The organism is Nocardioides acrostichi (assembly GCF_015319165.1).
Lineage (GTDB): Bacteria > Actinomycetota > Actinomycetes > Propionibacteriales > Nocardioidaceae > Nocardioides > Nocardioides acrostichi.
The window spans coordinates 44,482-68,899 of record NZ_JADIVZ010000003.1; the positions used below are offsets into that span (position 1 = coordinate 44,482).

At 71.6% G+C, this 24,418-nt stretch carries 31 protein-coding genes and 1 pseudogene; 20 read left to right on the forward strand and 12 right to left on the reverse strand.

Annotation, left to right across the window (positions count from 1 at the left end; all coding sequences use genetic code 11):
* Positions 1 to 33: 33 nt before the first annotated feature.
* Genes ISG29_RS08015 through ISG29_RS08025 form a run of 3 tightly spaced genes read right to left on the reverse strand, consistent with a single transcriptional unit; the run spans position 34 to position 3,313 of the window.
* A complete protein-coding gene (locus ISG29_RS08015) occupies positions 34 to 450 on the reverse strand; it encodes a pyridoxamine 5'-phosphate oxidase family protein (RefSeq protein ID WP_194503233.1) in 417 nt (138 codons plus the stop codon).
* The gene (locus ISG29_RS08020) at positions 450 to 2,138 is read right to left on the reverse strand and encodes a dolichyl-phosphate-mannose--protein mannosyltransferase (RefSeq protein ID WP_328828413.1); all 1,689 of its coding nucleotides are present in this window, start codon (positions 2,136 to 2,138) and stop codon (positions 450 to 452) included. Before ISG29_RS08020 ends, ISG29_RS08015 begins: the two co-directional genes overlap by 1 nt.
* Before the next feature lie 47 nt (positions 2,139 to 2,185).
* On the reverse strand, positions 2,186 to 3,313 hold the full coding sequence (locus ISG29_RS08025) for a glutamate--cysteine ligase (RefSeq protein WP_194502907.1): 1,128 nt from the start codon (positions 3,311 to 3,313) through the stop codon (positions 2,186 to 2,188).
* 39 nt (positions 3,314 to 3,352) lie between these two features.
* On the opposite strand from ISG29_RS08025, the gene rsmI reads away from it, so the two are divergent.
* From rsmI to ISG29_RS08060, 7 genes are all read left to right on the forward strand, one after another.
* The gene (gene rsmI / locus ISG29_RS08030; RefSeq protein WP_194502908.1) at positions 3,353 to 4,249 is read left to right on the forward strand and encodes a 16S rRNA (cytidine(1402)-2'-O)-methyltransferase; all 897 of its coding nucleotides are present in this window, start codon (positions 3,353 to 3,355) and stop codon (positions 4,247 to 4,249) included.
* Positions 4,246 to 5,112: an alpha/beta fold hydrolase gene (locus ISG29_RS08035; protein ID WP_194502909.1), complete on the forward strand. Its 867-nt coding sequence runs from the start codon at positions 4,246 to 4,248 to the stop codon at positions 5,110 to 5,112. The genes rsmI and ISG29_RS08035 overlap by 4 nt, the downstream gene beginning before the upstream one ends.
* Positions 5,109 to 6,017: a TatD family hydrolase gene (locus ISG29_RS08040; RefSeq protein ID WP_194502910.1), complete on the forward strand. Its 909-nt coding sequence runs from the start codon at positions 5,109 to 5,111 to the stop codon at positions 6,015 to 6,017. The genes ISG29_RS08035 and ISG29_RS08040 overlap by 4 nt, the downstream gene beginning before the upstream one ends.
* A 305-nt stretch (positions 6,018 to 6,322) precedes the next feature.
* The gene (locus tag ISG29_RS20760) at positions 6,323 to 7,444 is read left to right on the forward strand and encodes a transglycosylase family protein (RefSeq protein ID WP_194502911.1); all 1,122 of its coding nucleotides are present in this window, start codon (positions 6,323 to 6,325) and stop codon (positions 7,442 to 7,444) included.
* A gap of 29 nt (positions 7,445 to 7,473) precedes the next feature.
* A complete protein-coding gene (gene rsmA / locus ISG29_RS08050; protein ID WP_194502912.1) occupies positions 7,474 to 8,358 on the forward strand; it encodes a 16S rRNA (adenine(1518)-N(6)/adenine(1519)-N(6))-dimethyltransferase RsmA in 885 nt (294 codons plus the stop codon).
* Positions 8,355 to 9,302 carry a 4-(cytidine 5'-diphospho)-2-C-methyl-D-erythritol kinase gene (locus ISG29_RS08055; RefSeq protein WP_194502913.1) on the forward strand — a complete coding sequence of 316 codons (948 nt, stop codon included), beginning with the start codon at positions 8,355 to 8,357 and terminating at the stop codon, positions 9,300 to 9,302. Before rsmA ends, ISG29_RS08055 begins: the two co-directional genes overlap by 4 nt.
* 16 nt (positions 9,303 to 9,318) lie before the next feature.
* Positions 9,319 to 11,094, forward strand: coding sequence for an ABC-F family ATP-binding cassette domain-containing protein (locus ISG29_RS08060; protein ID WP_194502914.1), 1,776 nt, complete (start codon positions 9,319 to 9,321; stop codon positions 11,092 to 11,094).
* Positions 11,095 to 11,287: 193 nt separating this feature from the next.
* Here ISG29_RS08060 and ISG29_RS08065 read toward each other — a convergent pair whose 3' ends face one another.
* Complete coding sequence (locus tag ISG29_RS08065) at positions 11,288 to 11,779, reverse strand: MarR family winged helix-turn-helix transcriptional regulator (protein ID WP_194502915.1); 492 nt, start codon at positions 11,777 to 11,779, stop codon at positions 11,288 to 11,290.
* 101 nt (positions 11,780 to 11,880) lie between these two features.
* On the opposite strand from ISG29_RS08065, the gene ISG29_RS08070 reads away from it, so the two are divergent.
* From ISG29_RS08070 to ISG29_RS08085, 4 genes are all read left to right on the forward strand, one after another.
* Positions 11,881 to 12,681 carry a methyltransferase domain-containing protein gene (locus tag ISG29_RS08070; RefSeq protein ID WP_194502916.1) on the forward strand — a complete coding sequence of 267 codons (801 nt, stop codon included), beginning with the start codon at positions 11,881 to 11,883 and terminating at the stop codon, positions 12,679 to 12,681.
* On the forward strand, positions 12,678 to 13,049 hold the full coding sequence (locus ISG29_RS08075) for a VOC family protein (RefSeq protein WP_194502917.1): 372 nt from the start codon (positions 12,678 to 12,680) through the stop codon (positions 13,047 to 13,049). The genes ISG29_RS08070 and ISG29_RS08075 overlap by 4 nt, the downstream gene beginning before the upstream one ends.
* 144 nt (positions 13,050 to 13,193) lie before the next feature.
* The gene (locus tag ISG29_RS08080) at positions 13,194 to 13,550 is read left to right on the forward strand and encodes a metal-sensitive transcriptional regulator (RefSeq protein WP_194502918.1); all 357 of its coding nucleotides are present in this window, start codon (positions 13,194 to 13,196) and stop codon (positions 13,548 to 13,550) included.
* A gap of 32 nt (positions 13,551 to 13,582) precedes the next feature.
* Entirely contained in the window at positions 13,583 to 14,059 is a 477-nt protein-coding gene (locus ISG29_RS08085; protein WP_194502919.1) for a hotdog fold domain-containing protein, read from the forward strand.
* On the opposite strand, the gene ISG29_RS08090 is transcribed toward ISG29_RS08085, so the two are convergent.
* The 5 genes and pseudogenes from ISG29_RS08090 to ISG29_RS08110 all read right to left on the reverse strand — a co-directional run.
* Positions 14,043 to 14,864: an amino acid ABC transporter permease gene (locus ISG29_RS08090; RefSeq protein ID WP_194502920.1), complete on the reverse strand. Its 822-nt coding sequence runs from the start codon at positions 14,862 to 14,864 to the stop codon at positions 14,043 to 14,045. The two genes, ISG29_RS08085 and ISG29_RS08090, sit on opposite strands and share 17 nt — an antisense overlap.
* A complete protein-coding gene (locus tag ISG29_RS08095; RefSeq protein ID WP_194502921.1) occupies positions 14,861 to 15,553 on the reverse strand; it encodes an amino acid ABC transporter permease in 693 nt (230 codons plus the stop codon). Before ISG29_RS08095 ends, ISG29_RS08090 begins: the two co-directional genes overlap by 4 nt.
* A 64-nt stretch (positions 15,554 to 15,617) precedes the next feature.
* Positions 15,618 to 16,508, reverse strand: coding sequence for a glutamate ABC transporter substrate-binding protein (locus ISG29_RS08100; protein ID WP_194502922.1), 891 nt, complete (start codon positions 16,506 to 16,508; stop codon positions 15,618 to 15,620).
* Positions 16,509 to 16,553: 45 nt separating this feature from the next.
* The gene (locus ISG29_RS08105; protein ID WP_407940176.1) at positions 16,554 to 17,336 is read right to left on the reverse strand and encodes an amino acid ABC transporter ATP-binding protein; all 783 of its coding nucleotides are present in this window, start codon (positions 17,334 to 17,336) and stop codon (positions 16,554 to 16,556) included.
* 235 nt (positions 17,337 to 17,571) lie between these two features.
* A pseudogene (locus ISG29_RS08110) lies at positions 17,572 to 18,053 on the reverse strand (IS481-like element ISAar28 family transposase); the annotation flags it as partial.
* A gap of 194 nt (positions 18,054 to 18,247) precedes the next feature.
* Between ISG29_RS08110 and ISG29_RS08115 the strand changes: the two are divergent.
* Positions 18,248 to 19,624: a hypothetical protein gene (locus tag ISG29_RS08115; protein ID WP_194502923.1), complete on the forward strand. Its 1,377-nt coding sequence runs from the start codon at positions 18,248 to 18,250 to the stop codon at positions 19,622 to 19,624.
* A 9-nt stretch (positions 19,625 to 19,633) separates the two neighbouring features.
* Here ISG29_RS08115 and ISG29_RS08120 read toward each other — a convergent pair whose 3' ends face one another.
* From ISG29_RS08120 to ISG29_RS08130, 3 genes are read right to left on the reverse strand one after another with little or no spacing between them, the layout of a single operon-like run.
* Positions 19,634 to 20,119: a hypothetical protein gene (locus tag ISG29_RS08120; RefSeq protein WP_194502924.1), complete on the reverse strand. Its 486-nt coding sequence runs from the start codon at positions 20,117 to 20,119 to the stop codon at positions 19,634 to 19,636.
* The gene (locus tag ISG29_RS08125) at positions 20,110 to 20,484 is read right to left on the reverse strand and encodes a hypothetical protein (RefSeq protein WP_194502925.1); all 375 of its coding nucleotides are present in this window, start codon (positions 20,482 to 20,484) and stop codon (positions 20,110 to 20,112) included. The genes ISG29_RS08120 and ISG29_RS08125 overlap by 10 nt, the downstream gene beginning before the upstream one ends.
* Complete coding sequence (locus ISG29_RS08130; protein ID WP_194502926.1) at positions 20,484 to 20,705, reverse strand: hypothetical protein; 222 nt, start codon at positions 20,703 to 20,705, stop codon at positions 20,484 to 20,486. The genes ISG29_RS08125 and ISG29_RS08130 overlap by 1 nt, the downstream gene beginning before the upstream one ends.
* A 92-nt stretch (positions 20,706 to 20,797) precedes the next feature.
* Here ISG29_RS08130 and ISG29_RS08135 point away from each other — a divergent pair, with 92 nt between their 5' ends.
* From ISG29_RS08135 to ISG29_RS08170, 8 genes are all read left to right on the forward strand, one after another.
* Positions 20,798 to 21,424, forward strand: a complete 627-nt coding sequence (locus ISG29_RS08135; RefSeq protein ID WP_328828423.1) for an RNA polymerase sigma factor — start codon at positions 20,798 to 20,800, stop codon at positions 21,422 to 21,424.
* Positions 21,415 to 21,897: a hypothetical protein gene (locus tag ISG29_RS08140; protein ID WP_194502927.1), complete on the forward strand. Its 483-nt coding sequence runs from the start codon at positions 21,415 to 21,417 to the stop codon at positions 21,895 to 21,897. The genes ISG29_RS08135 and ISG29_RS08140 overlap by 10 nt, the downstream gene beginning before the upstream one ends.
* Positions 21,898 to 21,981: 84 nt before the next feature.
* Positions 21,982 to 22,428: an Asp23/Gls24 family envelope stress response protein gene (locus ISG29_RS08145; protein ID WP_194502928.1), complete on the forward strand. Its 447-nt coding sequence runs from the start codon at positions 21,982 to 21,984 to the stop codon at positions 22,426 to 22,428.
* A 74-nt stretch (positions 22,429 to 22,502) separates the two neighbouring features.
* Complete coding sequence (locus ISG29_RS08150) at positions 22,503 to 22,682, forward strand: hypothetical protein (RefSeq protein ID WP_194502929.1); 180 nt, start codon at positions 22,503 to 22,505, stop codon at positions 22,680 to 22,682.
* The gene (locus ISG29_RS08155) at positions 22,675 to 23,055 is read left to right on the forward strand and encodes an Asp23/Gls24 family envelope stress response protein (RefSeq protein WP_194502930.1); all 381 of its coding nucleotides are present in this window, start codon (positions 22,675 to 22,677) and stop codon (positions 23,053 to 23,055) included. The genes ISG29_RS08150 and ISG29_RS08155 overlap by 8 nt, the downstream gene beginning before the upstream one ends.
* On the forward strand, positions 23,052 to 23,597 hold the full coding sequence (locus ISG29_RS08160) for a DUF6286 domain-containing protein (protein ID WP_194502931.1): 546 nt from the start codon (positions 23,052 to 23,054) through the stop codon (positions 23,595 to 23,597). Before ISG29_RS08155 ends, ISG29_RS08160 begins: the two co-directional genes overlap by 4 nt.
* Positions 23,594 to 24,208 carry a hypothetical protein gene (locus ISG29_RS08165; protein WP_194502932.1) on the forward strand — a complete coding sequence of 205 codons (615 nt, stop codon included), beginning with the start codon at positions 23,594 to 23,596 and terminating at the stop codon, positions 24,206 to 24,208. The genes ISG29_RS08160 and ISG29_RS08165 overlap by 4 nt, the downstream gene beginning before the upstream one ends.
* 2 nt (positions 24,209 to 24,210) lie before the next feature.
* Complete coding sequence (locus ISG29_RS08170; RefSeq protein WP_194502933.1) at positions 24,211 to 24,384, forward strand: CsbD family protein; 174 nt, start codon at positions 24,211 to 24,213, stop codon at positions 24,382 to 24,384.
* The last annotated feature ends 34 nt before the right edge of the window (positions 24,385 to 24,418 follow it).

Below are 24,418 nucleotides of genomic sequence, written 5' to 3' on the forward strand. Positions count from 1 at the left end.
TTCGACACGCCTTCGCCTTCGGCATCCGGCGGCTCAACCACCGCCGACCAGGCGAGGGCCGAAGAGGAAGCGGTCGACCGTGATGCGCAGCGCCACGCGGGCGGGATTCTCCCTCGGCTGGCGGTAGCGCAGGGCGTACCGCTCGACGGCCCGGGCGACGTCGTCCGGGTCACTCGTGACCACCGCGGTGCCCTCGAGCGTGCTCCAGCGGGCGCCGTCGACGCAGCACGCGGCCACGCGGCCGGGGGAGCGCAGGTGACGCGCCTTGACCGACGTGCCACCGGTGATCACCCAGGCGCACTCGCGCTCGAGATCGAGAGCGACGCCGACCGGCACCACGTGCGGGCGCCCGTCGTCGCGCAGGGTGGTGAGCGTGCAGAGGTGCCGCTCGGCCCAGAAGGCGGCCAGCGGCTCGGGCAGGTCGGCCCAGTCGGGGCGCAGGCTCGGCATCAGATCCACCGGCTGAACCAGATGCGGTCCAGCCAGGCGCCGTGGGTGAGCAACCCGTTGGTGAAGATGGGCCAGAACCACGCGAAGTTCATCACCACGAGCACCACGAAGGTGCCGCTGACGATCACCCCGGCGGTGCGTCGCGCGGTGAGCTCGCGGCTGGGTCCGATCAGCCAGCCGATGGCCAGCGTGAGTGCGAGCACCACGAAGGGCAGCATCGCGACCGCGTAGAACAAGAAGATGGGTCGGGTGTCGTACTGAAGCCACGGCAGCCAGGTCGAGGCCGTGCCCACGACGGCCACCCCGAAGCGCCAGTCGCGTGCGCCCACCCACATCGCCACGGCGAACAGCAGGGCCACGATGCCGCCCCACCACAGGGTGGGGGTGCCGATCAGCAGCACCTGCCGCAGGCAGTCCGAACCGGCCGGGGCCGTGCAGCCGCGGGTGCCGGGCTGGATGCCGGTGTCGGCGGCCACGCCGACCGGCCGGTTCAGCAGCAGCCACCCCGAGGGCTGGCTCTGGTAGGTGTGCGTCGAGCAGTTGAGGAAGTGCGTGTGGAACACGTAGACGTCGCGGTGGTAGTCCCACAGCGACTCCAGCGCCTGCGGGATGGCGGACAGGCCGTGCTGGTCGGGCTCTGTCGCCGTCGACCAGCGGGCGTCCTTGTCCGGGTCGTCGGAGACGAACGTCTCGCCGTCGCAGTGCCCCGACCCGGTGAACTGCGTGTACTGCGTGCTGGAGAGGTGGTCCTCGTACTCGCGGTGGTGCACCAGGAACCCGGTCCACGAGGTCACATAGACCACGAATGCGACGAGCACGAGGTAGCCGAACGCCGGCAGCGCGTCGCCGACCGCTGCCTTCGGGATCGCCCACCGCACCCCGAAGCTGCGGCGCGCCCCCGCACTCCAGAACCACACCAGCACGCCGAACGCGGCCAGCGGGTAGACGGCCGTCCACTTGGTGCCGCAGGCCAGGCCCCAGCACAGACCGCTGACCAGCAGCCACGGGCGCCACAGCGTGGCGCGCACCGGGCCCCAGCCCGAGCGCACGGGTTGACCGTCGGGCACGAGGCGGGCGAGCCGTGCTCGGTACCAGTCGCGGTCGCAGACGAGCGCGGTGACGGCGCAGAGGATGAAGAAGGCCAGGAAGATGTCGAGCAGGGCGAGCCGCGAGAGCACGAACTCCAGGCCGTCGAACATGAGGAGGACGCCGGCGACCAGGCCGAGCAGCGTGGAGCCGGTCATGCGGCGGGCGAGCCGGACCATCACCACGACCATGAGCGAGCCGACGACGGCCGAGGCGACTCGCCAGCCGAACGGGTCCATGCCGAAGACCCTCTCGCCCGCGCCGATCAGGTACTTGCCGACCTCGGGGTGCACGATCATCGACGGCCCGTCGGTCCAGAGGCCCTTGGTGGTGCCGTCGAGGATCTTGTCGTTGGCGTCGTCGACGTAGCCCCGCACGAATCCGTTGTTGACCAGAGACCACGCGTCCTTGGCGTAGTAGGTCTCGTCGAACTCGAACTCGCGTGGCGAGCCGAGGTTCCACAGCCGCAGGAACAGCGCGAGCAGCCCGAGCCCGATGGTGGCGCTCCAGGAGATGAACGGATCCTCCACCTGGAGGCGACACCGAGCCCGCTGCCAGGCGGACGGCGCGCCGGTCACCGGCTGCCCCACGCGCTCGCTCACGGTGCGCAACTGTACGGGCGCGCACCCATCGCAGCCCGCATCCGAGCTCAGAGACTGGCGCGCAGTTCGCGGACGACGGACTCCACCACCGCGGGCAGGTCGCCGCGGGTGCGCTCGGCCACGGCGCGCTGGCGCTGGTAGGAGGCGCCGTCGCGCACGATCGACTCGACTCCGGACAGCTCGTCGGTGCACCCGAGCCGCTCGGCCACCGGCGCGAGCCGGTGCAGCAGGTCGACCAGGTCGTCGGTGACCAGTCTCTCGGTCGAGGCCGCGTCGAGGATCACGATCGCGTCGAGTCCGTAGCGGGCGGCCCGCCACTTGTTCTCCTGCACGTGCCAGGGCGGCAGCACCTCGACGTGCTCGCCGCGGGCGACCCGCTCGTCGAGATCGACGACCAGGCAGTGGCACAGCGCCACCAGCGCGGCCAGCTCCGGCAGCGTGGAGACGCCGTCGCAGACCCGGTTCTCGAGGGTGCCCAGGTGCGGGGCGGGGCGCAGATCCCAGCGGATCTCGTCGACGCCGTCGACGACCCCGGTCGTCAACTGGTCGCCGGCGAAGGCCTCGAACTCCGACCAGTGCTGGAACGTGAACGGCAGGCCGGCCGTGGGCAGCTGCTGGAACATCAGCGCCCGGTTCGAGGCGTACCCGGTGTCGACGCCGGCCCAGATCGGCGAGGAGGCCGAGAGCGCCTGGAGGTGCGGGTAGTGGGTGAGGAGTCCGGCCAGCACCGGCATGACCCGCTCGACCCGCGGCATGCCGACGTGCACGTGCACGCCCCAGATGAGCATCTGCCGGCCCCACCATTGGGTGCGGTTGATGAGCTCCTCGTAGCGGTGACCGGCCGTGAGCTGCTGCGTCGTCCACGAGGCGAACGGGTGGGTGCCGCCGCCGTAGAGGTCCAGACCGAGCCCGTCGGCCACGGGCACCAGCTCGCCGAGGGTGCGGCGCAGCTCCGCGACGGCAGCGCCGACGGTGTGGTGCACGCCGGTCACGAGCTCGACGGTGTTGCGGAGCAGCTCGCGGTGCACCCGCTCGGGCGTGGTGAGCGTGCCGTGGGCGGCCGCGAGGAGGTCGTCGGCATCGTTGCGCAGGTCGCGGGAGGAGGCGTCGACCAGCGCCAGCTCCCATTCGACGCCCAGCGTCGGCTCGGGTGACGCGTGGAAGTCGATGTGCACGAGCACCAGCGTTCCACACCACCTCGGCCATGGGTGAGGATGAGGTGCATGGCTCAGGATTCCGACGAGGGCGTGCTGGTGCTGGCGGGCACCCCGATCGGTCGGCCCGACGACGCCCCGCCCCGGCTGGCGGCCGAGCTCGCCGCCGCCGACGTCGTGGCCGCCGAAGACACCCGGCGCCTGCACCGGTTGGTCTCCGACCTCGGCATCGAGCTCTCGGGCGCCGTCGTGTCGTACTTCGAGGGCAACGAGGCCGCCCGCACCCCGGGGCTCGTGGAGCGGCTGCTCGACGGCGACCGCGTGGTGCTCGCCACCGACGCCGGCATGCCGAGCGTCTCCGATCCGGGCTACCGGTTGGTGGCCGCCGCGGTCGAGGCCGGCGTCCGCGTGACCGCGGTTCCGGGGCCGAGCGCGGTGCTCACGGCGCTGGCGTTGAGCGGGCTGCCGGTCGACCGGTTCTGCTTCGAGGGCTTCTTACCCCGGAAGGCCGGTGAGCGGGGCCGCCGGCTGGCCGACCTGGCAGGAGAGCAGCGCACGCTGGTGTTCTTCGAGGCACCCCACCGCACCGAGGCGACGCTGCGGGCCTTGGCCGAAGCGTTCGGCGACGACCGTCCGGCGGCAGTGTGCCGTGAGCTCACCAAGACCTACGAGGAGGTCGTGCGCGGTCCGCTCGCCGAGCTGGCCGACTGGGCGGGCGGGGGCGTGCGCGGCGAGGTGACGCTGGTGGTGAGCGGGGCGGTGCCGACTGCGAGCGTCGCCGACGACCCGGCGTCGCTGCGCGCGGCCGTCGCCGCCCGCGAGCAGGCCGGTGAGCGCCGCAAGGACGCCATCCTCGCCGTCGCCCGAGCAGCCGGGCTGCCCAAACGGGTCGTCTACGACGCCGTGCACAAGTCCGCCGGGGCTGATGAGCCCGGCGAGGCCGAGGGGGACGCATGATCAGCCGGATCGCCGAGGTGGCCCGCGACGGCCTGGTGCTCGACGTGCTCGACGAGGGACCGCTCGTCGCCGACGACCCGGGTGACGCCGTGGTGCTGCTGCACGGCTTTCCCGAACGTGCCACGAGCTGGCGCGACGTGGCGCCCCTGCTGCACGCCGCCGGGATGCGCACCCTGGCGGTCGACCAGCGTGGCTACGCGCCCCGCGCGCGACCGCCGAGGCGGCGCGACTACGTCGCCACGGAACTGGCCGCCGACGCGCTCGCCGTCGTCGAGGCGGTGCGGGCGCAGGGCGTGCGCCGGGTGCACCTGGCCGGCCACGACTGGGGAGCAGCGGTGGCCTGGGCCGCGGCCGTCCTCGCGCCGCACCTCGTGACGAGCCTGACCGCCCTCTCCGTGCCACACCCGGGTGCCTTCGCCCGCAGCTGGTTCACCTCGCGCCAGGGCCTGGCCAGCTGGTACATGCTGCTGTTCAACGTGCCGGGCCTGGCCGAGCGACTCGCCCGGGAGCCGGGTGGTCGCTTCGACCGGCAACTGCTGGCCGCCGGCATGACGCCGGCGGAGGTCGACCGGTTTCGCCGCGAGATCGTGGACGCCGGGGCGCTGCCGGGCGGGCTGGCCTGGTACCGCGCGATAGCCCTGACGCCTCCGGCGCTGCTGAATCGGCACGTGAAGGTGCCGACCACGATGGTGTGGGGCCGTCACGACGCCGCCGTCACGTGGGCGCCGGTCAAGCGAACCCGCCGCTACGTCGACGCCGACTACGACCTCCAGGTGATCCTCGACGCCGGCCACTGGATCCCGACCCAGGCTGCGGGGTTCGTGGCCGATCGGATCATCGAACGCGTCAGGAGCGTCACGTGAGCGGGTCGAACGAAGGGCCGACCCGCAGCCGGGCGGCCGTCGACGAGCGCGGCAGCCGCCGCAACCGGGAGCGGCCGCCGGCGCCCGAGCCGTTGCCGCACCCCGTGGTCGACAACCACTGCCACCTCGACATCGACGACGGCGAGGGGGAGTGGTTCAGCACCGAGCAGGCACTCGCCGCCTCGCGAGCGGTGGGCGTGCCTCGTATCGTGCAGATCGGGTGCGACCTGCCCGGCGCCCGGTGGGCGGTCGAGACCGCCCGTGAGCACGAGGCGATCGTCGCGGGAGTCGCGCTGCACCCGAACGAGGCGCCGCGCCTCGCCACGTCGTCTCGTCGTGAGTTGGAGGACGCCTGGGCCGAGATCGAGGCGCTGGCGCGGACGCACGAGAAGGTGCGCGCGGTCGGGGAGACCGGGCTCGACCACTTCCGCACCGGTGAGGAGGGCCGCGCGGTGCAGCAGGAGTCGTTCCGGTGGCACATCGACCTGGCCAAGCGTCTCGACAAGACGCTGGTGATCCACGACCGCGACGCCCACGACGACGTGCTCGCCGTGCTCGACAGCGAGGGCGCACCCGACCGCTGGGTGATGCACTGCTTCTCCGGCGACGCCACGTTCGCGCGCGGCTGCCTCGACCGTGGCGCCTACCTCTCCTTCGCCGGCACGGTGACGTTCAAGAACGCCCAGCCGCTGCGCGATGCGCTCGCCATCGCCCCGCAGGAACGGCTGCTGGTCGAGACCGACGCGCCCTACTTGACGCCCACGCCGTTCCGCGGTCGACCCAACGCCTCCTACCTGGTGCCGCTCACCGTGCGCACCATGGCTCAGGTGCGCGGGGACGATCTCGAGGAGCTGTGCCGGGCCATCGACGCCACCACGGAGGAGGCCTTCGGAGGGTCGTGGTGAGCGCCTCGAGGGCGGGCCTGAGAGACATGTTTACCCACGGGTAACGTTCGTCACGTCCGACCGGCCCGGCTTGGAGCCCCGGGTAAAGACTGGTCTCCTGGTGTGCTGACGGCCGGGATCGGGAGTGGTTCCGCCGGCACCGTGGGGGGGTTCGGGCCTCCGCACGATCGCCGTGGTCGACGTCGTGGCACTTCCCCCGCCAGCCCGACCGACCCGGCACCTGCCGGCACCCGAGGCCCGGGCAGCACGACGTTCGGAGCAGTGTGCACCACCCCAACTCCCTTCCCTCGCGCTTCACCTCACTGATGACCCGCCTGGCGCGCAGCCGGGCCCTGCTGGTCGGCCTGGTCGCCACCGTGGTGCTCGCTGTCGCCGGCACCACCTACGCGCAGACGATGATGCGCACCGACGTGACGCTCGTCGTCGACGGCTCGCCCCGCCAGATCAGTGCCTCCGGCTCGACCGTGGGCGACGTGCTCGCCCAGGAGGGCATCGACCTCGACCAGCACGACGTCGTCGCCCCGAGCCCGGAGGAGTCCATCACCGACGGCACGCGCATCGCGTTGAGCTACGGCAAGCGGCTCACCGTCGTCAGCGACGGTCAGACGCGTCACTACTGGGTCACCGCCACCGACGTGCAGGGTGCCCTGGAGCAGATCGGACGCCGCTTCTCCGGCGCCGACCTCTCGATCTCCCGCGGTGGCCAGATCGACCGCTCCGGCACGGTGCTCAAGGTGACGACGCCGAAGAAGTTGACCTTCGTGATCGCGGGGGCGAAGCCGAAGGTGCGCACCCTGGCGGTCTCCACCGTCCGCCAGGCACTGACGGAGATGCACGTGAAGATCGGCAAGCGCGACGAGGTCGCTCCCGGCTTCGCGAAGCGCGTGCGCGACGGCATGCGCATCGTGTTCACCGACGTGCGGGTGGCCCGCAAGCGGGTCAAGGCCGAGTCGGTCGGCTACTCGACCGTCGAGCGCCCCGACTCCTCCCTACCCAAGGGCCAGAGCGAGGTCGTGCGCGAGGGGCGTGACGGCCTGCGGGACGTGACCTATCGACTGACCTTCCGCAACGGCGAGATCGTCGACCGCGCGGTGCTGAAGGCCCGCTCCGTGCGCGCCCCCGTCGACCGCATCGTGCGGGTCGGCACCCAAGAGGCGGCGCCCGCTCCGGTGTACTCCGGCGGCTCGACCGTGTGGGACCAGCTCGCGCAGTGCGAGTCGGGTGGCAACTGGGCCGCGAACACCGGCAACGGCTACTACGGCGGGCTCCAGTTCAACCTCGGCACGTGGCACTCCTACGGCGGACCGGGCTACCCGAACACCGCCAGCCGCGAGACCCAGATCGCCATCGCGACGAAGGTCCGCAACGCCAGCGGCGGCTACGGCGCGTGGCCCGCGTGTGCGGCCTCGCTGGGCCTGCCGCGCTGAGCACGACCCACGGCACTACCCTGACGGGCATGCCCGACACCTCCGCCGGTCCGAGACTCCTCGGACCGGCGGCGGTGCGTCGGCTCGCCGCGGAGCTCGACCTGCGTCCGACCAAGCAGCGCGGGCAGAACTTCGTGATCGACGCCAACACCGTGCGCCGCATCGTGCGGGAGTCCGGGGTGGGTGCCGACGACGTCGTGGTCGAGGTCGGCCCTGGGCTCGGTTCGCTCACCCTGGCGCTGCTCGAGGTCGTGCGGCGGGTGGTGGCGATCGAGGTCGACGACCTGCTCGCGGGGCGGTTGCCCGCCACGGTGGGCGAGTTCGCACCGCAGCGCGCCGACCGGCTCGAGGTCGTGCTCGCCGACGCGCTGCGCGTGACCGACGTGCCCGGCCCTGGGCCGACCGCCCTGGTGGCGAACCTGCCCTACAACGTGTCGGTGCCGGTGCTGCTGCACCTGATGGCCCTGCTGCCGAGCCTGGAGCGGGGGCTGGTGATGGTGCAGGCCGAGGTGGCCGACCGGCTCGCCGCCGGCCCGGGTTCGAGAACCTACGGCGTGCCGTCGGTGAAGGCGGCCTGGTTCGCCGACGTGCGCCGGGCCGGCTCCGTGGGCCGCACCGTCTTCTGGCCGGCGCCCAACGTCGACTCCGGCCTGGTGGCCTGGGTGCGCCGCGAACCACCGTCGACCACGGCCACGCGTGAGCAGGTCTTCGCGGTCGTCGACGCGGCCTTCGCCCAGCGGCGCAAGGCGTTGCGAGGAGCGTTGCGTACGGTGGCTCCCGCTGAGCGGGTCGACGCGGCGCTGGCCGCGGCCGGCGTGGATCCGCTGGCCCGGGGGGAGTCCCTGGGCATCGAGGACTTCGTGCGCATCACGGAGTCGCTGGAGTCCCTGGAGCATGGAGGAGACGCGCGATGAGCCTGGCCTACGAGCCCGAGCCGCCGTCGGTGACCGTGCGCGCGCCCGCCAAGATCAACCTGCACCTCGGCGTCGGTGCTCGCCGCGACGACGGCTTCCACCCGCTGGCGACCGTCTACCAGGCGGTGGGGCTCTACGACGACGTCACGCTCACCCTCGACGAGGAGTGGGGCGTGAGCGTGCGGCACGATGCCGGCCGGCCCGCGGCCATCGTGCCGTTGGACGAGCAGAACCTCGCGGTCCGCGCTGCCCAGATGCTGCTGGCGCACCACGGCGTCGACGGCGCGGCGGCGGTGCACATCCGCAAGTCCATCCCGGTGGCCGGGGGGATGGCCGGCGGCTCGGCCGATGCCGCCGCCGCCCTCGTGGCCACCGACCGGCTCTTCGACCTCGAGACCTCCGACGACGACCTGCTGGCGGTCGCGGCGCGGCTCGGCAGCGACGTGCCGTTCGCTCTCCTGGGCGGCACCGCGATCGGCACCGGACGCGGCGAGCTGGTCGAGCCGATCACCGACGCCGGCTCCTGGTGGTGGGTGGTCGTGGGCAGTGACGACGCACTGAGCACCCCGCAGGTCTACCGCTCGTTCGACGACCTGGTGGGTGCCGGTGCACCCACGGAGCCCGTGCTGCCGCCGGCCCTCCTGCTCGCGCTGGAGACCGGCGACGTCGGTGCCCTCGCCGACCACCTGGGCAACGACCTCGCCGAGCCCGCGCTGCGGCTGCTGCCCACGTTGCGCGACACCTTCGACGACGCCGCGGCCGCCGGCGCGCGGGCCACGCTGCTCTCCGGCTCCGGTCCAACCGTGTTGCTGCTGTGCTCCGACGGCTCGCACGCCCGCGAGGTCACCGCCGCGATGGCCGAGCGGGGTCACGAGCACGTCGTGGCCGTGCCGGCTCCGGTCTCGGGCACGCACGTGCTCGACGTCCTCGACACGCTGAGCTGACGGCGCCCCTTCGACCATGAGTGCCCCCAACCTGATCAACCTCGAGCGTGTCTCGAAGTCCTACGGCGTCCGGCCGCTGCTCAGCGAGGTCTCGCTCGGCATCGGCGAGGGAATGCGTGTCGGCATCGTCGGGCGCAACGGCGACGGCAAGACGACGCTGCTCGAGGTGATGACCGGCCTCGAGGAGCCCGACTCGGGCCGGGTCAGCCGCTCTCGCGGGCTCCAGATCGGCTACCTGCACCAAGGCGACGAGCTGGACGACGACCACAGCGTGCGCGAGGCCGTGCTCGCCGGTCGCGCGGACCACGAGTGGGCGGCCGAGACCGGCACCCGCGAGGTCGTCACCGAGCTGCTGGCCGGCGTCACCCTCGACCGCGCCGTGGCCGGGCTCTCCGGCGGCGAGCGACGCCGCTGCGCACTGGCGGCGCTGCTGCTCGGCGAACACGACCTGCTGGTGCTCGACGAGCCCACCAACCACCTCGACGTCGAGGCCGTCGCCTGGCTGGCCGCCCACCTCGCGGCCCGGCCGAGCGCACTGCTGGTGGTCACGCACGACCGGTGGTTCCTCGACGAGGTGTGCCAGTACACGTGGGAGGTGCACGACGGCACGGTCGACATCTACGAGGGCGGGTACGCAGCGTTCACGCTGGCCAAGGCCGAGCGGATGCGCCAGGCGTCGGCCGCCGAGGTCCGGCGACAGAACCTCGTGCGCAAGGAGCTCGCCTGGCTACGCCGCGGCCCACCGGCGCGCACCTCCAAGCCGCGCTTTCGCATCGATGCCGCCAACGCCCTCATCGCCGACGAGCCGCCGCCGCGCGACCGGCTCGAGCTTCAGCGGTTCGCCACCCAGCGGCTCGGCAAGGACGTCGTCGACCTCGAGGACGTCGACCTCGTGCGCGGGGAGCGCCGGCTGCTCTCGCACGCCACCTGGCGTCTCGGGCCGGGTGAGCGGGTGGGCATCGTCGGCGTCAACGGTGCCGGCAAGACCTCCGTGCTGAACCTCGTGAGCGGTGCCGTGGCGCCGTCCGCCGGGAGGGTGAAGCACGGACGCACGGTCGCCCTCGCCCACCTGACGCAGGCGATCGACGAGGTCGACCCGGAGGCGCGGGTGCTCGCGAGCGTCGAGTCGGTGCGACGGGTGTCGAAGACCCTCGACGGGCGCGAGCTGAGCGCCACGTCGCTGCTGGAGCGCTTCGGGTTCACCGGCGACCGGCTCACGGCCCGGCTCGGCGATCTCTCCGGCGGCGAACGACGACGGTTCCAGCTGCTGCGGCTGTTGCTGGAGGAGCCGAACGTGCTGCTGCTCGACGAGCCCACCAACGATCTCGACATCGAGACCCTCACCGTGCTCGAGGACTTCCTCGACGGCTGGCCCGGCACGCTCGTGGTGGTCTCGCACGACCGCTACTTCCTCGAGCGGGTCACCGACTCGATCTGGGCGCTCATGGGTGACGGTCGGCTCGCGATGCTGCCCCGGGGAGTCGACCAGTACCTCGAGCGACGAGCCCAGGAGGACGGGCCCACACCCGGGGCGTCCGTAGCCGACCCCGTGGTGAGCACCAGGGCCAGGCCCGGGTCCGCCGAGGAGCGGGCGGCGCGCAAGGCCATGGCTCGACTCGACAAGGCGCTGGAGCGCATCGGCGCCCGCGAGGCGCAGTTGAACGCCCTGGTTCTCGAGCACGCCTCCGACCACGCTCGGCTGGCCGAGATCTCGGCGGAGCTCGCCACCCTCGCGGCCGAGAAGGACGACGTCGAGCTCGAGTGGCTCGAGGTCGCCGACCTCCTGGAGTGAGCCCGCGGCCGACCTGCTCAGGTCGTGGTGCCCGGTGCCGATGGGTCGCTCGAACGGCCGGCCGGGGGGCTGGTCGGACCCACGGGGTCGGCATCCGGAGCACGGAACCCGGTGCCGACCCCACGGGCGCGGCTCCGTGGACGGCTCCGTGGACGGCTCCGTGGACGGCTCCGTGGACGGCTCTGCGGACGGCTCAGTGGCTGGAGAACGGCACCAGCAGTGAGCGCAGCAATGCGGCGAGCCGGTCGCGCTCGGCGTCCGGCAGGTCCGCGAGCAGGTCGTGCTCGGCTGTGACCAGGGCGGTGAACGCGTCGTCGACCGCCTGCTTGCCCCCGGCGGTGAGCCGCACGAGCACCCCGCGCCGGTCGCTCGGGTCGGGGTTGCGCTCGACGTAGCCGCGGGCCACCAGTCGGTCGACCCGGTTGGTCATGGTGCCGCTGGTCACCAGAGTCTCGCGCAGGAGCCGACCGGGGGAGAGCTCGTAGGGGTCGCCGGCGCGGCGCAGGGCCGCGAGCACATCGAACTCCCAGGACTCGATGCCGTGGCTGCTGAATGCCTCTCGCCTCGCCAGGTCGAGGTGGCGGGCGAGCCGGCTGATCCGGCTGAACACGGCGACGGCGCCGAGGTCGAGGTCGCTGCGCTCACGCGCCCACGCCTCGACCAGCTCGTCGACCTCGTCCCGCATGGCGACAGGGTACGGCACCCGCGTTCCGTCGAGATTCTTGACATCAAGACAAAGCGCGCGCACCCTGGATATATCTTGACGTCAAGATAAATGGAGAGCCGATGAGCGCAGCTGTCTGGGATCCCGCCCACTACCTCACCTACGCCGACGAACGCGGTCGGCCCTTCGTCGAGCTCCTCACCCGTGTGCGTGCGGAGAGCCCCGTCGATGTCGTCGACCTCGGCTGCGGCCCCGGCAACCTGACGGCGCTGCTCGCGCAGCGCTGGCCGGCGGCGCGCGTGCGAGGGCTCGATGCGAGCCCGGAGATGATCGCCGCGGCCCACGCCTCGTCGTCGGCCGCCCCTCAGGACGTGGAGTACGAGGTGGCCGACCTGCGTGCGTGGCTGACCCGGGGTGAGGAGGTCGACGTGCTGGTCTCGAACGCCACGCTCCAATGGGTGCCCGACCACCTCGACCTGCTGCCCGACCTCGTGGCGCGGGTGCGCCCGGGTGGCTGGATCGCGGTGCAGGTGCCGGGCAACTTCGAGGAGCCCAGCCACACCCTGCGCGACGAGATCGCCGCGCGTGCGCCCTACGCCGGGTTCACCCGCGACATCGCGGTGCCCGATGCCCACGACGCGCGCACCTACGCCGAAGCCCTGGCGTCGCTCGGCTGCGAGGTCGACGCCTGGGAGACCACCTACCTGCACGTGCTGCACGGGCCGGACCCCGTGTTCGCCTGGGTCTCGGGCACCGGTGCCCGCCCCACCCTCGCGGCGCTGCCCGGCGGCGTCCGCGAAGCCTACGAGGCCGAGTTCAAGGCCGCGCTGCGAGAGGCCTACCCCGAAGGTCCGGCCGGCGTGCTGCTGCCCTTCCGGCGGGTCTTCGTCGTCGCCCGCGTCTGCGAGGCGGGGTCTCGATGAGCGTCACTGCCCTGCACCACGTCCAGATCTCGTGCCCGCGCGGCGGGGAGGGCGCTGCCCGCCGCTTCTGGGTCGAGGGCCTCGGCATGGCCGAGGTGCCCAAGCCCCCCGACCTCGCCGTGCGAGGCGGCGCTTGGTTCCGCTCCGGTGGCGCCGAGGTGCACGTCGGCGTGGAGGAGCCGTTCTCGCCGGCGCGCAAGGCGCACCCGGCGCTGCTGCTGGTGGGGGTCGAGGCCCTCGAGCACGCCGTCGAGCGACTCGCCGACCTGGGGTTCGTGACCGACTGGTCCGAGCGGCACACGTTTCCGGGCCACGAGCGCTGCCACGTGCGCGACGGTCATGGCAACCGGGTCGAGTTGTTGGCGTGAGAGAAGGCGAGCCGGTCCAGACATCCCGTAACCCGTAGGGGCATCTGCCGTTGACACCTCGGGAGGGCGCTTCGGGGTGCCCGATCCACACGTGTGGCCAGGGGGGCTGGTCAGCAACTCATTCCCACACGGAAGGTTCTTGCCATGAGCGAGACGTCGCACCAGTTCGCCCCCCGCCGCCCCGCAGCGCCCCGACCCGTCGCGGTCGAGCACCTGCCCCCCTCCGAGCCGGAGCCGAGCCCGGCGTCCGGCACCGACCTCACGTCGTTCCTCAACCGTGTGCGTCGTGCTCAAGGCCAGCTCGGCGGCATCCTGCGCATGGTCGAGGAGAAGCGTGACCTCGACGAGATCATCCACCAGCTCAAGGCCGTGAGCCGCGCGCTCGACCGCGCGGGGTTCACCCTGGTGGCCGGAGACGTGCGCCAGCGTGCCGCGGCCGGCGAGCAGGTGACCGAGGCCGACCTCGCCCAGCTCGAGAAGCGGTTCCTCACCCTGCGCTGAGCCAGTGGTTACTCAGCGGTAGCATCTGACCCATGAGCCAGGTCTACTCGCTGTGGCGCGGTCTGACCCGCGTACCGGTCGTCGGGACGTCGGTGGGGGCGAGGATCTTCAGCCTCGCCTTCGCCCAGAAGGCGCCCTACTTCGCCACGATCCGCCCGCGCTTCACCGTGCTCGAGCCGAACCACGCGGAGTTGGTGATCCCCAAGCGACGCGGGGTGCACAACCACATCGGCACCGTGCACGCCATCGCGCTGTGCAACGGGCTCGAGGCGGCCATGGGCGCCCTGGCCGAGGCCACGGTCCCGGCCGACAAGCGCTGGATCCCCAAGGGGATGGACGTCGACTACACCGCGAAGGCCACCAGCGACATCACCTGCATCGCCGAGACCGACCCCGAGCAGTGGACCGGTGAGAACCCCGACCTGCCGGTGCGGGTCAAGGGCGTGCGCGACGACGGCACCGTGGTGGTGCAGGGCGTGATCCGCCTCTGGGTCACGCCGAAGCGCTGACCTTCCGCTCGCCCAGGAGGCGGCGCTGCACCAGCGTCGCCACCCACGTGAGGATCAGGTTGACCACGATGTAGATCGCGGCGATGACGAGCGCCGCGGGCACCTGGTTGCCGAACTCCTGGTAGATCGGCCGGTAGACCGCCGTGAGCCCCGGCGCGAGGATGTAGAAGCCGAGGCTGGTGTCCTTGAGGGCCACCACCATCTGGCTGATGATCGCGGGCAGCATCGTCTTGACCGCCTGCGGCAGCTGGATCTGCACCATCACCTGGGACTTGCGCAGACCCAGGGCGTAGGCCGCCTCGACCTGGCCGCTCGGCACGGCGTTGATCCCGGCCCGGAACACCTCGGCGAGCACGGCCCCGTTGTAGAGCATCAGCGCGAGCACAACGCACCAGAACGGGCTGAGGGGACCGTCGCCGATGGCGAACTGCAGGAAGAGGAAGGTCATCAGGAGCAGGACCGGCACGGCGCGGAAGAACTCCACGACCGCGAACGACAGCCAGCGCAGCCACCCGTGGTCCGAGAGCTTGCCGACACCGAACACGAGTCCGAAGACGATGGCGGCGATGATGGCGAACACCGCCATGCCCAGGGTGTTCAGCAGGCCGTCGACCAGGATGAAGCGGATGTACCGGGGGGTCAGGAACACCTCCCACTTGTCGTACTCGAACTGACGCGTCACGAGCATCCGGTAGGCGAAGAACGCCAGGATGCCGAGCAGACCGACGATGGTGAGCAGCGTGTAGAGGCGGTGCCGGGCGACGGTCTTCGGACCCGGGGCGTCGAAGAGGACGGAGCTGCTCATCGTGCGGCCACCTTCACCTTGCGCTCCAAACCGTAGGAGGCGAGCGAGACCACCTCGACGATGATGATGTAGCCGACGGCGACGAGCAGGAAGATCATCGCGGTCTGGCTGGTGTTCTCGTTCGAGAGGGCGCGCATGTTGGCGACCGCCTCGGTGATGCCGAACGCGGCTGCCACCGAGGTGTTCTTGAGGAGCGCGATCTGCACGCTGGTCAGCGGTGGGATGACGGCGCGCAGTGCCTGGGGCATGACCACCTGGGTCATGGACTGCCCGAAGGTCAGCCCGATGGCCCGGGCCGCCTCGGCCTGGCCGAGAGGCACCGTGTTGATGCCCGAGCGGAACGCTTCGCACACGAAGGCCGAGGTGTAGAGCGTCAGGGCCAGGCAGGCCCGGAAGAAGAAGGGGGAGGCGCTGACGCCGCCGACCTCGACATCGCCGATGAAGCGGAAGTTGTAGCCGAGCTTCGGCAGCGCCACCGCGATGAAGATGAAGATCATCAGCAAAGGCGTGTTGCGGAAGATCGAGACGTAGACCAGGGCGGCCCGGCGCATGATCGCGACCGGGCCGACCCGGAAGACCGCCAACAGCGCACCGAACACCAACGACCCGATGCCGGAGACGACGAAGAGCCCGATGGTCAGCCCGAAGGCCTTGAGAACCTCGTCGAAGTTGGAGAACACCGCTTCCATCGCGGGCCTGCCTCCTGTCGGGATGGGTGGTGCGCTGCTGGGATCGGTCGTGGGTGGCCGCCGGTCAGGCGGCGGGGCAGTCGTTCATCGCCGGCGGCTTGGGCGTGTCGACGCCCGACTTGCCCAGGGTGGCGTCGAACGCCTCGCCCCAGGTGCCGTCGTCCTCGGCGCTTTGGAGGGTGTCTTGGATCCACGCGCACATCTCGGGCAGATCCTTGCTGTAGCCCACGCCGTAGTTCTCCTCCGAGAACGGGTCGACGACGACCTTGAGCTCGTCGGGGTGCTCCGCGGCGTAGCCGAGCAGGATCGCGCCGTCGGTCGTCATGGCGTCGACGGTGCCGTCGAGCACCTGGTCGACGCACTCGGAGTAGGTGTCGAAGCCGCGCGGGGTGGCGCCCTCGTTCTTGATGTTGTCGAGCGAGGTCGAGCCCGTCACCGAGCAGACCTCGGTGCCCTTGACGTCGTCGAGGGTCTCGATGTCGCTGTCGGAGGGCACCAGCAGCTGCTGGCCGGTGACGTAGTACGGGCCGGCCTGGCCCACGACCTTCTGGCGATCGTCGGTGATGGAGTAGGAGGCGATGACGAGGTCGACCTCGCCCTCCTGGAGGAACGGCTCGCGGTTGTCGGAGATCGTCTCCTTCCAGGTGATGTCCTCCGGTGCGATGCCCAGCGAGGCGGCCAGGATCTTGCCGATCTCGGGGTCGAAGCCCACCGGGGCGTCGGCGCCGGCGGGCATGAAGCCGATGCCCGGCTGGTCGTACTTGACGCCGATGGTGATCTCGCCGGAGTCGGCGAGCTCCTTCATGCGGGTGCCGTCGTCGAAGCTGCTGGCGGCGTCCTCGGACACCTCGACGTCGATGGTGTCGCTGGTCTCGCTGCCGGCGTTGCCGCAGCCGGCCACGCTGAGCGCCAGCCCGATGCCGGCGAGGCCCATGATGGCCCGGTTCGTACGCATGCCTGTCTCCTTCGTCGGTGTTTCCGGGGTTCGGTGTGGAGGGCGTCAGTGCTTGAGGATCTTGCCGAGGAAGTCCTTGGCGCGATCGCTCTGCGGGTCGGTGAAGAACGGCTCCGGCTCGTTCTCCTCGACGATGGCTCCGTCGGCCATGAACACGACGCGGTCGGCGGCCGTGCGGGCAAAACCCATCTCGTGGGTGACGACGACCATGGTCATGCCCTGCTGGGCCAGGTCGACCATGGTGTCGAGCACCTCCTTGATCATCTCGGGGTCGAGGGCGGAGGTCGGCTCGTCGAAGAGCATCACCTTCGGCTGCATGGCCAGGGCGCGGGCGATGGCCACGCGCTGCTGCTGGCCGCCGGAGAGCTGGGCGGGGTACTTGGCGGCCTGGTGACCCACCCCGACCCGATCGAGCAGCTCCTTCGCGAGCCTCTCGGCGTCCGCCTTCTTCATGCCGCGGACCTTGATCGGCCCGAGCGTGACGTTCTCGAGGATCGTCTTATGGGCGAAGAGGTTGAAGCTCTGGAACACCATCCCGACCTCGGCGCGCAGTTGCGCGAGCTGCTTGCCCTCGGCCGGCAGCGGCTGCTGGTCGAGCGTGATGGAGCCGGAGTCGATGGTCTCCAGCCGGTTGATGGTGCGGCACAGCGTCGACTTGCCCGAGCCCGACGGGCCGATGACGACGACCACCTCGCCTCGGTTGATGGTGAGGTTGATGTCCTGCAGCACATGCAGCTCGCCGAAGTGCTTGTCGACGTGGTCGAGCACGACCAGCGGCTCGCCGGGAGCGGCGTTCTGGGGCTCACCCTGGGCCAGGTCTGTCGTCATGCGACCCGACCTTAACCAATGCTGAAACCCTCAGGCCACGCTCAGGTCGCGTCGGCGGGTCACGATCGGGTGACGGACGGGTCGCGGGTCGAGGCAGCGAATTTCCAGCGAGCGCAGCATCCAGACCTCGCGAGCCCGCACGGCAACACCTGCTCCACAGATCTCCGCGATCCGCGGTGTGATGTCTCAGGACATGGGTGACAGGAGGGGTTGAGGGCGAGCCCGTTGTCGGTGAGTCGTCGGTGAGTAGCCGTTGAGGCACACCGTGGAGCGCCACGGCCCTTGTCGAGGACCACGATGGCGTCTTTGGCTGTCTCGCTCCACGCGACGTGGGAGGCCACCGCGAGTCGGGAGTGGTCGTCTTCGAGTTGGAAGATCACGCACTTGCGGCCGCCGGTCAGCACGTACTCGGTGGCGTCGAGCTGCCAGCATGCATTGGGGGCGGGATAGACGAACCGGCGCCAGGCTGAGCGAGGCTTCTTCTTCGGCTCCAACCGTGCGACGGCCGGCCGCGCGGAGGATCCTCGCCAACGACGCCGTCGAGGGCACCACCGGCAGGCCCATCGAGTGCATCTTGTCGTGCACGCTGATCGGGCCGTGGTCCAGCCCGGATGCCTCAAGTGCTGCTCGAACGTCCAGCGCGTGCTGCTTGTCCTCCTCGCTCAGCTTCGTCGGGCTCGTCGTGGGGCGCCGTGTCCGTGGTTCGAGCACCGCCGCTGGGTTCACGGGAATCGATGGGTTCATGGGCAGGCACCGCGGCAGCCTGGACCCCACCGAAGTGTCGCCACCAAAACCCTCACAGTGTCACCGATGTCGTCATGCAGAACTGTCACCGAGGTCCTGCGAGATGACATCTCCACAGTCCGCTGTCAGACCTTCCGATAGAACAGGTGTTCGATTATAATCGGGTCATGAACTCCGATGCGCTGGCTGACCTGAGCGAGGACGAGCTCCTCGACCTGGCCGGCGAACGCGCCGAGGAAGCACGCCGGGCCGAGACCGATCTGCTGCATCTGGCCTACCAGTGGGCGGTCATCAACCACCCGAACCGCAGACGGGAGAAGCAGATCCCCGGCGCCGAACGCGATCGGGCCTACGGCGGTGCGGGTAGCCCGGAGGTCGCGGAGTTCGCCGCCGCCTCGCTGGGTGCGCGGATCCGGCGCACGACGTGGGCCGCTCGTGCCTTGATGGCCGACGCGCTCGACCTGCAGCACCGGCTCCCCAACCTCTGGTCGCGAGTCCAAACAGGCGAGGTCCGCGCCTCCTACGCCCGCCACGTCGCCACCCGCACCCGTGACCTCGAACCCGACCAGGCCGGCTACGTCGACGACCGCGTCGCCGAATCCGCCGACGGACGGATTCCCTGGACCCGGTTCGAGACCCTCGTGGCCGGTGCCATCGTCTCAGCGGCCCCCGCATTGGCGGCTGAGAAGCAGGAGAGGGCCCGCCGGGCCCGGTTCGCTCGCCGTGTCGGCACCCCCGAGCTCGGGATGGCCTCGTTCATGGTCCGCGCCGACGCGGCGACCATCGAACAGATCGATGCCGCCGTCACCGCCGCCACCGAGACCGTCACTGCGGCTGACCCGGACCTGCCCGCGGATGAGGCTGCGGTCCAAGCCGTCCTGCGCCTGGTCACCGGCACCGCCCTGGGCGCGGCGTCGCCGGCGGCGAAGGTCGACCTGTGGGTCCATCTGCCTCACGACCCCCGCCCCACCGCCGCCGATCCCGAATCCGGGGCCATGACCCGGCAACCCCGCACCGTCCGGGCCGGCGGAAGGGCGACCGGGGAACAGCCCGTCACCGAAGGCTGGGTCCGCGACGTCCTCGGACCCCACGCATCGTTCACGATCCGCCCAGTGTTCTACCCCCGCGAGCAAGCGGCGGTGGATGCCTACGAGATCCCCGAGCGCCACCGCCGTGCCGTGCAGATCCTGAGCCCGGCCGACTGCTTCCCCTACGGCTCCGCGACCACCACGACCGCCCCCACGATGCAGCTCGATCACACCGAGGCCTACGACCACGGACCCCCCGGTCGGGCGGCTCCGCCGGGGCAGACGAGGGTAGAGAATCTCGGACACCTCACCACGACCCACCACCGCATCAAGACCCACGGCGGCTGGCATGTCGTCCAACCCGTCCCCGGCATCTATCTGTGGACCGACCCCCACGACCACCACTACCTGGTCGACCACACCGGCACCCGACCACTCCACACGCCACGCCCGCGCCCGAGACCACTCGTGGTCGAGATCTACCGCCCCATGCCTCGGATCACCCTGGCGAGCTGAGCTGCCCGGTCAGCGGGCGCTCACGTAGTAGCGGTGAGCGAGCTGTGCCTCGACCTCCCGCGCCAGCGCGAAACCGGCGTCTTGCCGGGCGAATATCGCCTCGTCGCTGTCGCCCCTGGCAACGGCTGCGTCGCGCCAGGCGCGCACGCGTTCGGCGAGCTCGGGGGCGAGTGGGGGAGTTGGCACGGATGCGTCCACGAAGTCGGTCAACCGAAGCTCTCGCGTCGGCACCCGCGGTGGGCGCACCTCCAGGTCGGCGCGCACCTCGCTGGACAGCCTCGAGGTCAGCTCCTCGGCGCGCGCGGAGTCCGTTTGGCCGCTGCGCACGGCGGCGTCGTGCCAGCCCATGATGTCGTCGTAGAGACCACGGGTGAGTCCGAGCCAGGAGTGCAGTTCCTCGAAGTCGGTGCCCAGCGACCCCTGGTCGCTCATGAACGGCCCTGCGTGCTCCACGTCGTCGAGACGCACGACGGTGATGTGGTCGTCTAGCTCCATGCCGCGGCCTCCCGGCGGAGGAGGCCGTAGGTGAGCAGCGCGGCGCCTGCGCCGAGCAGCGGCACGAGAATGAGCCGCAGGTCGGGCAGGTCGCCGTCGGTGCGGTACCCCCGGACGGCGCGCGAGGCCTGGCGCGACAGCACCGCGCCGTCGGCCTGGCTGGAGAGCACCGAGCCGGTCGACTGGTGCGAGAGCAGCGAACCTCCGCTCTGGTAGGAGCCCCACGACACCATCGACATGGCCGACCCGACCGAGAAGAGCGAGCCGAACGACCCGACACTGCCGATCGAGAGCACCGAGTCCACGCTCGCGACCGAGAGCACCGAGTTGCGCGACCGCCACGACCACCGGGAGTCCATGGCCATCAGCGCGCGTCGACGGGGTGGAAGGGCCCCACCTGGCTCACGACCGACTCGGCGACGGCCAGTCCGGTGAACTGCTCGGCCAGGGCCAGGCCGACGGCCCACAGGTCGGCATTGTCATCGCCGGCCAGCACGAACAGCGGCTCCAGGTCGGCCGGCAGGTCGACCTCGTCGGGCTCGGCGGCGGGCGTCGGTGACCCAGGCGTTGCGTCGGGCGTGGCCATGTCGGGCTCCTCGTGAGGACTGCGGGACGGTGGGGGCAGCCTAGCCGCGGAGGGTGAACGCCGACGCCCATCGACCCGGCACCATGGAACACGTGACCGAGCCCAGCGCGCCGCGGTTCGCCGCGCCGGGCTCGGCCCCGGTGCCCCGGCCCGGCGCGGCCAGCGCCAGCGACGAGGCACTGGCTCGGGCGGCCGGCGCCGGTGACGAGGCGGCCTTCGAGGAGATCGTGCACCGCCACGCCCCGACGCTGCTGCGCTACGCGCGACGGCAGCTCGGCTCGCACGACGACGCCGTCGAGGTCACTCAGGAGGCGTTGGTCTCGGCGTGGCAGGGCATCGACGCCTTCGAGGGCAGATCCTCGCTGCGCACCTGGCTGATCCGGCTGGTGCACCGCCGCGCGGTCGACCTGGTGCGCAAGCGACGCCCGGTCCCGCTCGACGATGAGGCCCTCGACCTCGTCGTCGACGCCACCACGGTCCGCGAGGCGGTGCGCGCCGACCCGCTGCAGAGCTACCTCGACGCCGAGCTGCTTGCCGATCTCCAGGACGCCTTGGCCGAGCTCTCCTGGCAGCAGCGCTCGGTGTGGCTCCTGCGCGAGGTCGAGGGGCTCAGCTACGACGAGATCGCCGAGACGCTGGGCACGACGTCTGGCAGTGTGCGAGGACTGCTCGCCCGCGCGAGACCCCGATTGGCAGAGAGGATGAGCCGATGGCGGTAGCCGACGAGCCCGATCCGCTCGAGCGGGTGGTGCGGGCGGCTCGTGAGGAGCCCCTCGAAGCGGCAGCGGTGGAGCAGGTCACCCGCCCCGTTGCCGACCGGGTGCGCGAACTGGCAGGGCGCTCGACACCGCTCCGAGTCTTCACCGCCGACGGACGGCCGCGCCTGAGGGAGGACGGCGCTCCCGTCACCGTCGCCTCGCGCGAGCTGCGCAGCACCCTGCGCATGGTGCTGACGACCCTGGAGCGGGTGCCCTCGGCCATCGACCTGCGCATCGACGACGGTCGTGTCGGGGGCGTCGAGGTGAGCATCGTCGCCCGCTACGGACCCGACCTGCGTGAGATCGGCCGCGCGGCGGGGCGCGACGTCTTCGAGACGGTCCGCTCACACCTGGGCCACGACCCCGCCTTCGGGCCCGCCGACGTGGCCGTCGCGGTGGTCGACGTGGTCGACGGCGACCCCGCTCGCGACTGAGACGTAGGACACATGCAGCGGGCGTGACGATCTTCGGGCCGCTCCCGACCAACTCCTGTCAACGCCGACATACAGGAGGAACCCGTGAGCACCGAGGACACCACGTCCGTGACCGCACTCGAGACCGCCGGTGACCCGCACCCGCTGGTCTCCGAGCAGGGCACCACGACCATCTCGGAGGTCGTGGTCGCGAAGGTGGCCGGCCTCGCCGCTCGCGAGATCGCGGGGGTCCACGAGCTCGGCGGCAGCACGGCGCGAGCCGTCGGCGCCGTGCGCGAGCGGATCCCCGGCGCCAAGCCGAGTCACACCCAGGGCGTCTCGGTCGAGGTGGGAGAGCGCCAGGCCGCCGTCGACCTCGACATCGTGGCCGAGTACGGCGTGGCACTGGCCGACATGGCCATCGCCGTGCGCGAGAACGTGATCGCCTCCGTCGAGCGCATGACCGGACTCGGCGTCATCGAGGTCAACATCGTCGTGCACGACGTCGTCACCGAGACCGACGACGACGAGGATCCCGGACGCGTCCAGTAGCGGTGCCGGGCCCGCGAGCCCGTTCTCGACCCTCACGCCGTCCGTGCGGCGACCCCTCTTCCCAGGAGACACCCATGCCTCGATCTCTCGTCGGCCTGCTCGTCGGCCTGCTGCTCACCCTCGCCATCACCACCGAGGGCTTCCTCGGCCTGCTGCTGGCCATCGTCCTCGGCGGCGGCGGCCTCGTCGTGGGCCGCTACCTCGAGGGCGACGTCGACCTCGATGCCCTGCGCGGCGGTGGCCGGCGTGACTGACCTCGCGCCCGCCGCTCAGCGGGGCAGCACCGAGATCCGGCCGCGCGCCGTCGAGGCGGTCGTGGCCGAGACGGCCCGCCGGACCCCCGGGACCGTCGTCCGGCGCCGTCGGGTGCCGGGGCTCCCCGGTCCGCGCGGCGGCGATCCTGCGGTCGAGGTGACGATGCACGGGCCCGTGGCCCGCGTGCGCGTCGACGTCCACGTGGCGTGGCCGGCCCCCCTGGCCCGGGTCGCCGCCGACGTCCGCGGCCGGCTCGCCGACGAGGCCTCGCGGCTGGCCGGCCTGGAGTTCCGAACGGTCGACGTGACCGTCCATGCCGTCGATCCGGTTCACGTCGCCACCGGACAGCGATCGGCCGGGAGGGTCCGATGAGCACCACGCACCGCGCACCTCGCGGGCGCCCGGTGGTCTCGCTGGCCGCCCTGCTGGTGGCGCTCGCGATCATCGCGCTCGCCGTCGTCGCCGTGCGCGACCTGGTGGTCGCACGCGGCTGGGCACCCGGGACGCCGTGGGCACGCTCGCTGGTCGAGGGCCTCGACGGCCTCGGCGCGACGACGGCCAGCACCGCCGTGGGCGTCGCCATGGCCGTGCTGGGGGCCGTGCTGCTGCTGGTCGCGGTCAAGCCCGCGCCCCGCACCCACCGTGCGCTGCCCGCCGACGCCGAGCAGGCGTCGGTGGAGCTGTGGGCCACGCCCGCCGCCACCGCCGCTCTCGCCCTCGACGTCGCCGACCGCACCTGCGGTGTGCTCGGCGCGCGGGTGCGCCGGGCCGGCCGCCGTCGGGTCCGCCTCGAGGTGGGCACCACTCTCGACCGGGTCGAGATCCGCGAGCGGGTCACGACCCGGCTGCGCGAGGAGCTCGCCCCCCTCGGTGACCCGCGCGTCGTCGTCAAGGTCCGGGAGGACGTGCGATGAGCGCCCGCCTCTCCGCCCTCGACCGCTTCCTCGTCGGGCTGGTCGGCCTCGTCCTGCTGGCCGGCGGGCTCGTCGTCGTCGACTGGCGGGTCGGTCTCGCCCCCATCGGCCTGCCGACGACGCTGGACACCACCGCCCTCGCCGACGGGGTCGCCTCCAGCGGGTGGCCGTGGGTCAGTGCCGGCGTCTGCGTGGTGCTCGCCCTCCTGGCCCTGGCCTGGATCCTCGCGCACCTGGGTCGCCGCAGCGTGAGCGTCGCCCGCTCGGTGCTCAGCGACGAGGAGGGCCGGGTCGTACTGGATCTCTCGTCGGTGGCCGCCGCCGCCGCGACCGACCTGGCCGATACGGCCCCCGTTGCCTCGGCGCGCGGCTGGTGCGAGGTGCGAGGCGCCTCCCATTTGGTGGTGCTGCGCGCCAAGGTGCTCCCCGACGCCGACGTCGACGCGCTCGTCGACGCGGCCCGAGCCAGCGCCGTCCGAGTCGTCGGCGCCTTCGAGGACGACCGAGTGGGCTGCCGCGTACTGCTCCACGGTCCGCCTCGCCTCAGACGCGGACTCAGCACCTCGCTGACATCCGTCAACCCCGAAGAGATCGACACGAAGGAGAAGTAGTCATGGGATTCGTTGACAAGGCCAAGAACGCCGCCGAGGACGCCCTGGGCAAGGCCAAGGAGGCCATCGGCGACACCACCGGCGACGACTCGCTCAAGGCCGAGGGCAAGAAGGACCAGGCCTCCTCGTCGGTGAAGGACGCCGGCGAGAAGGTCAAGGACGCCTTCAAGAAGTGACCCGATCCGCCGCGCGGGCCCTTCTCTCGGGGAG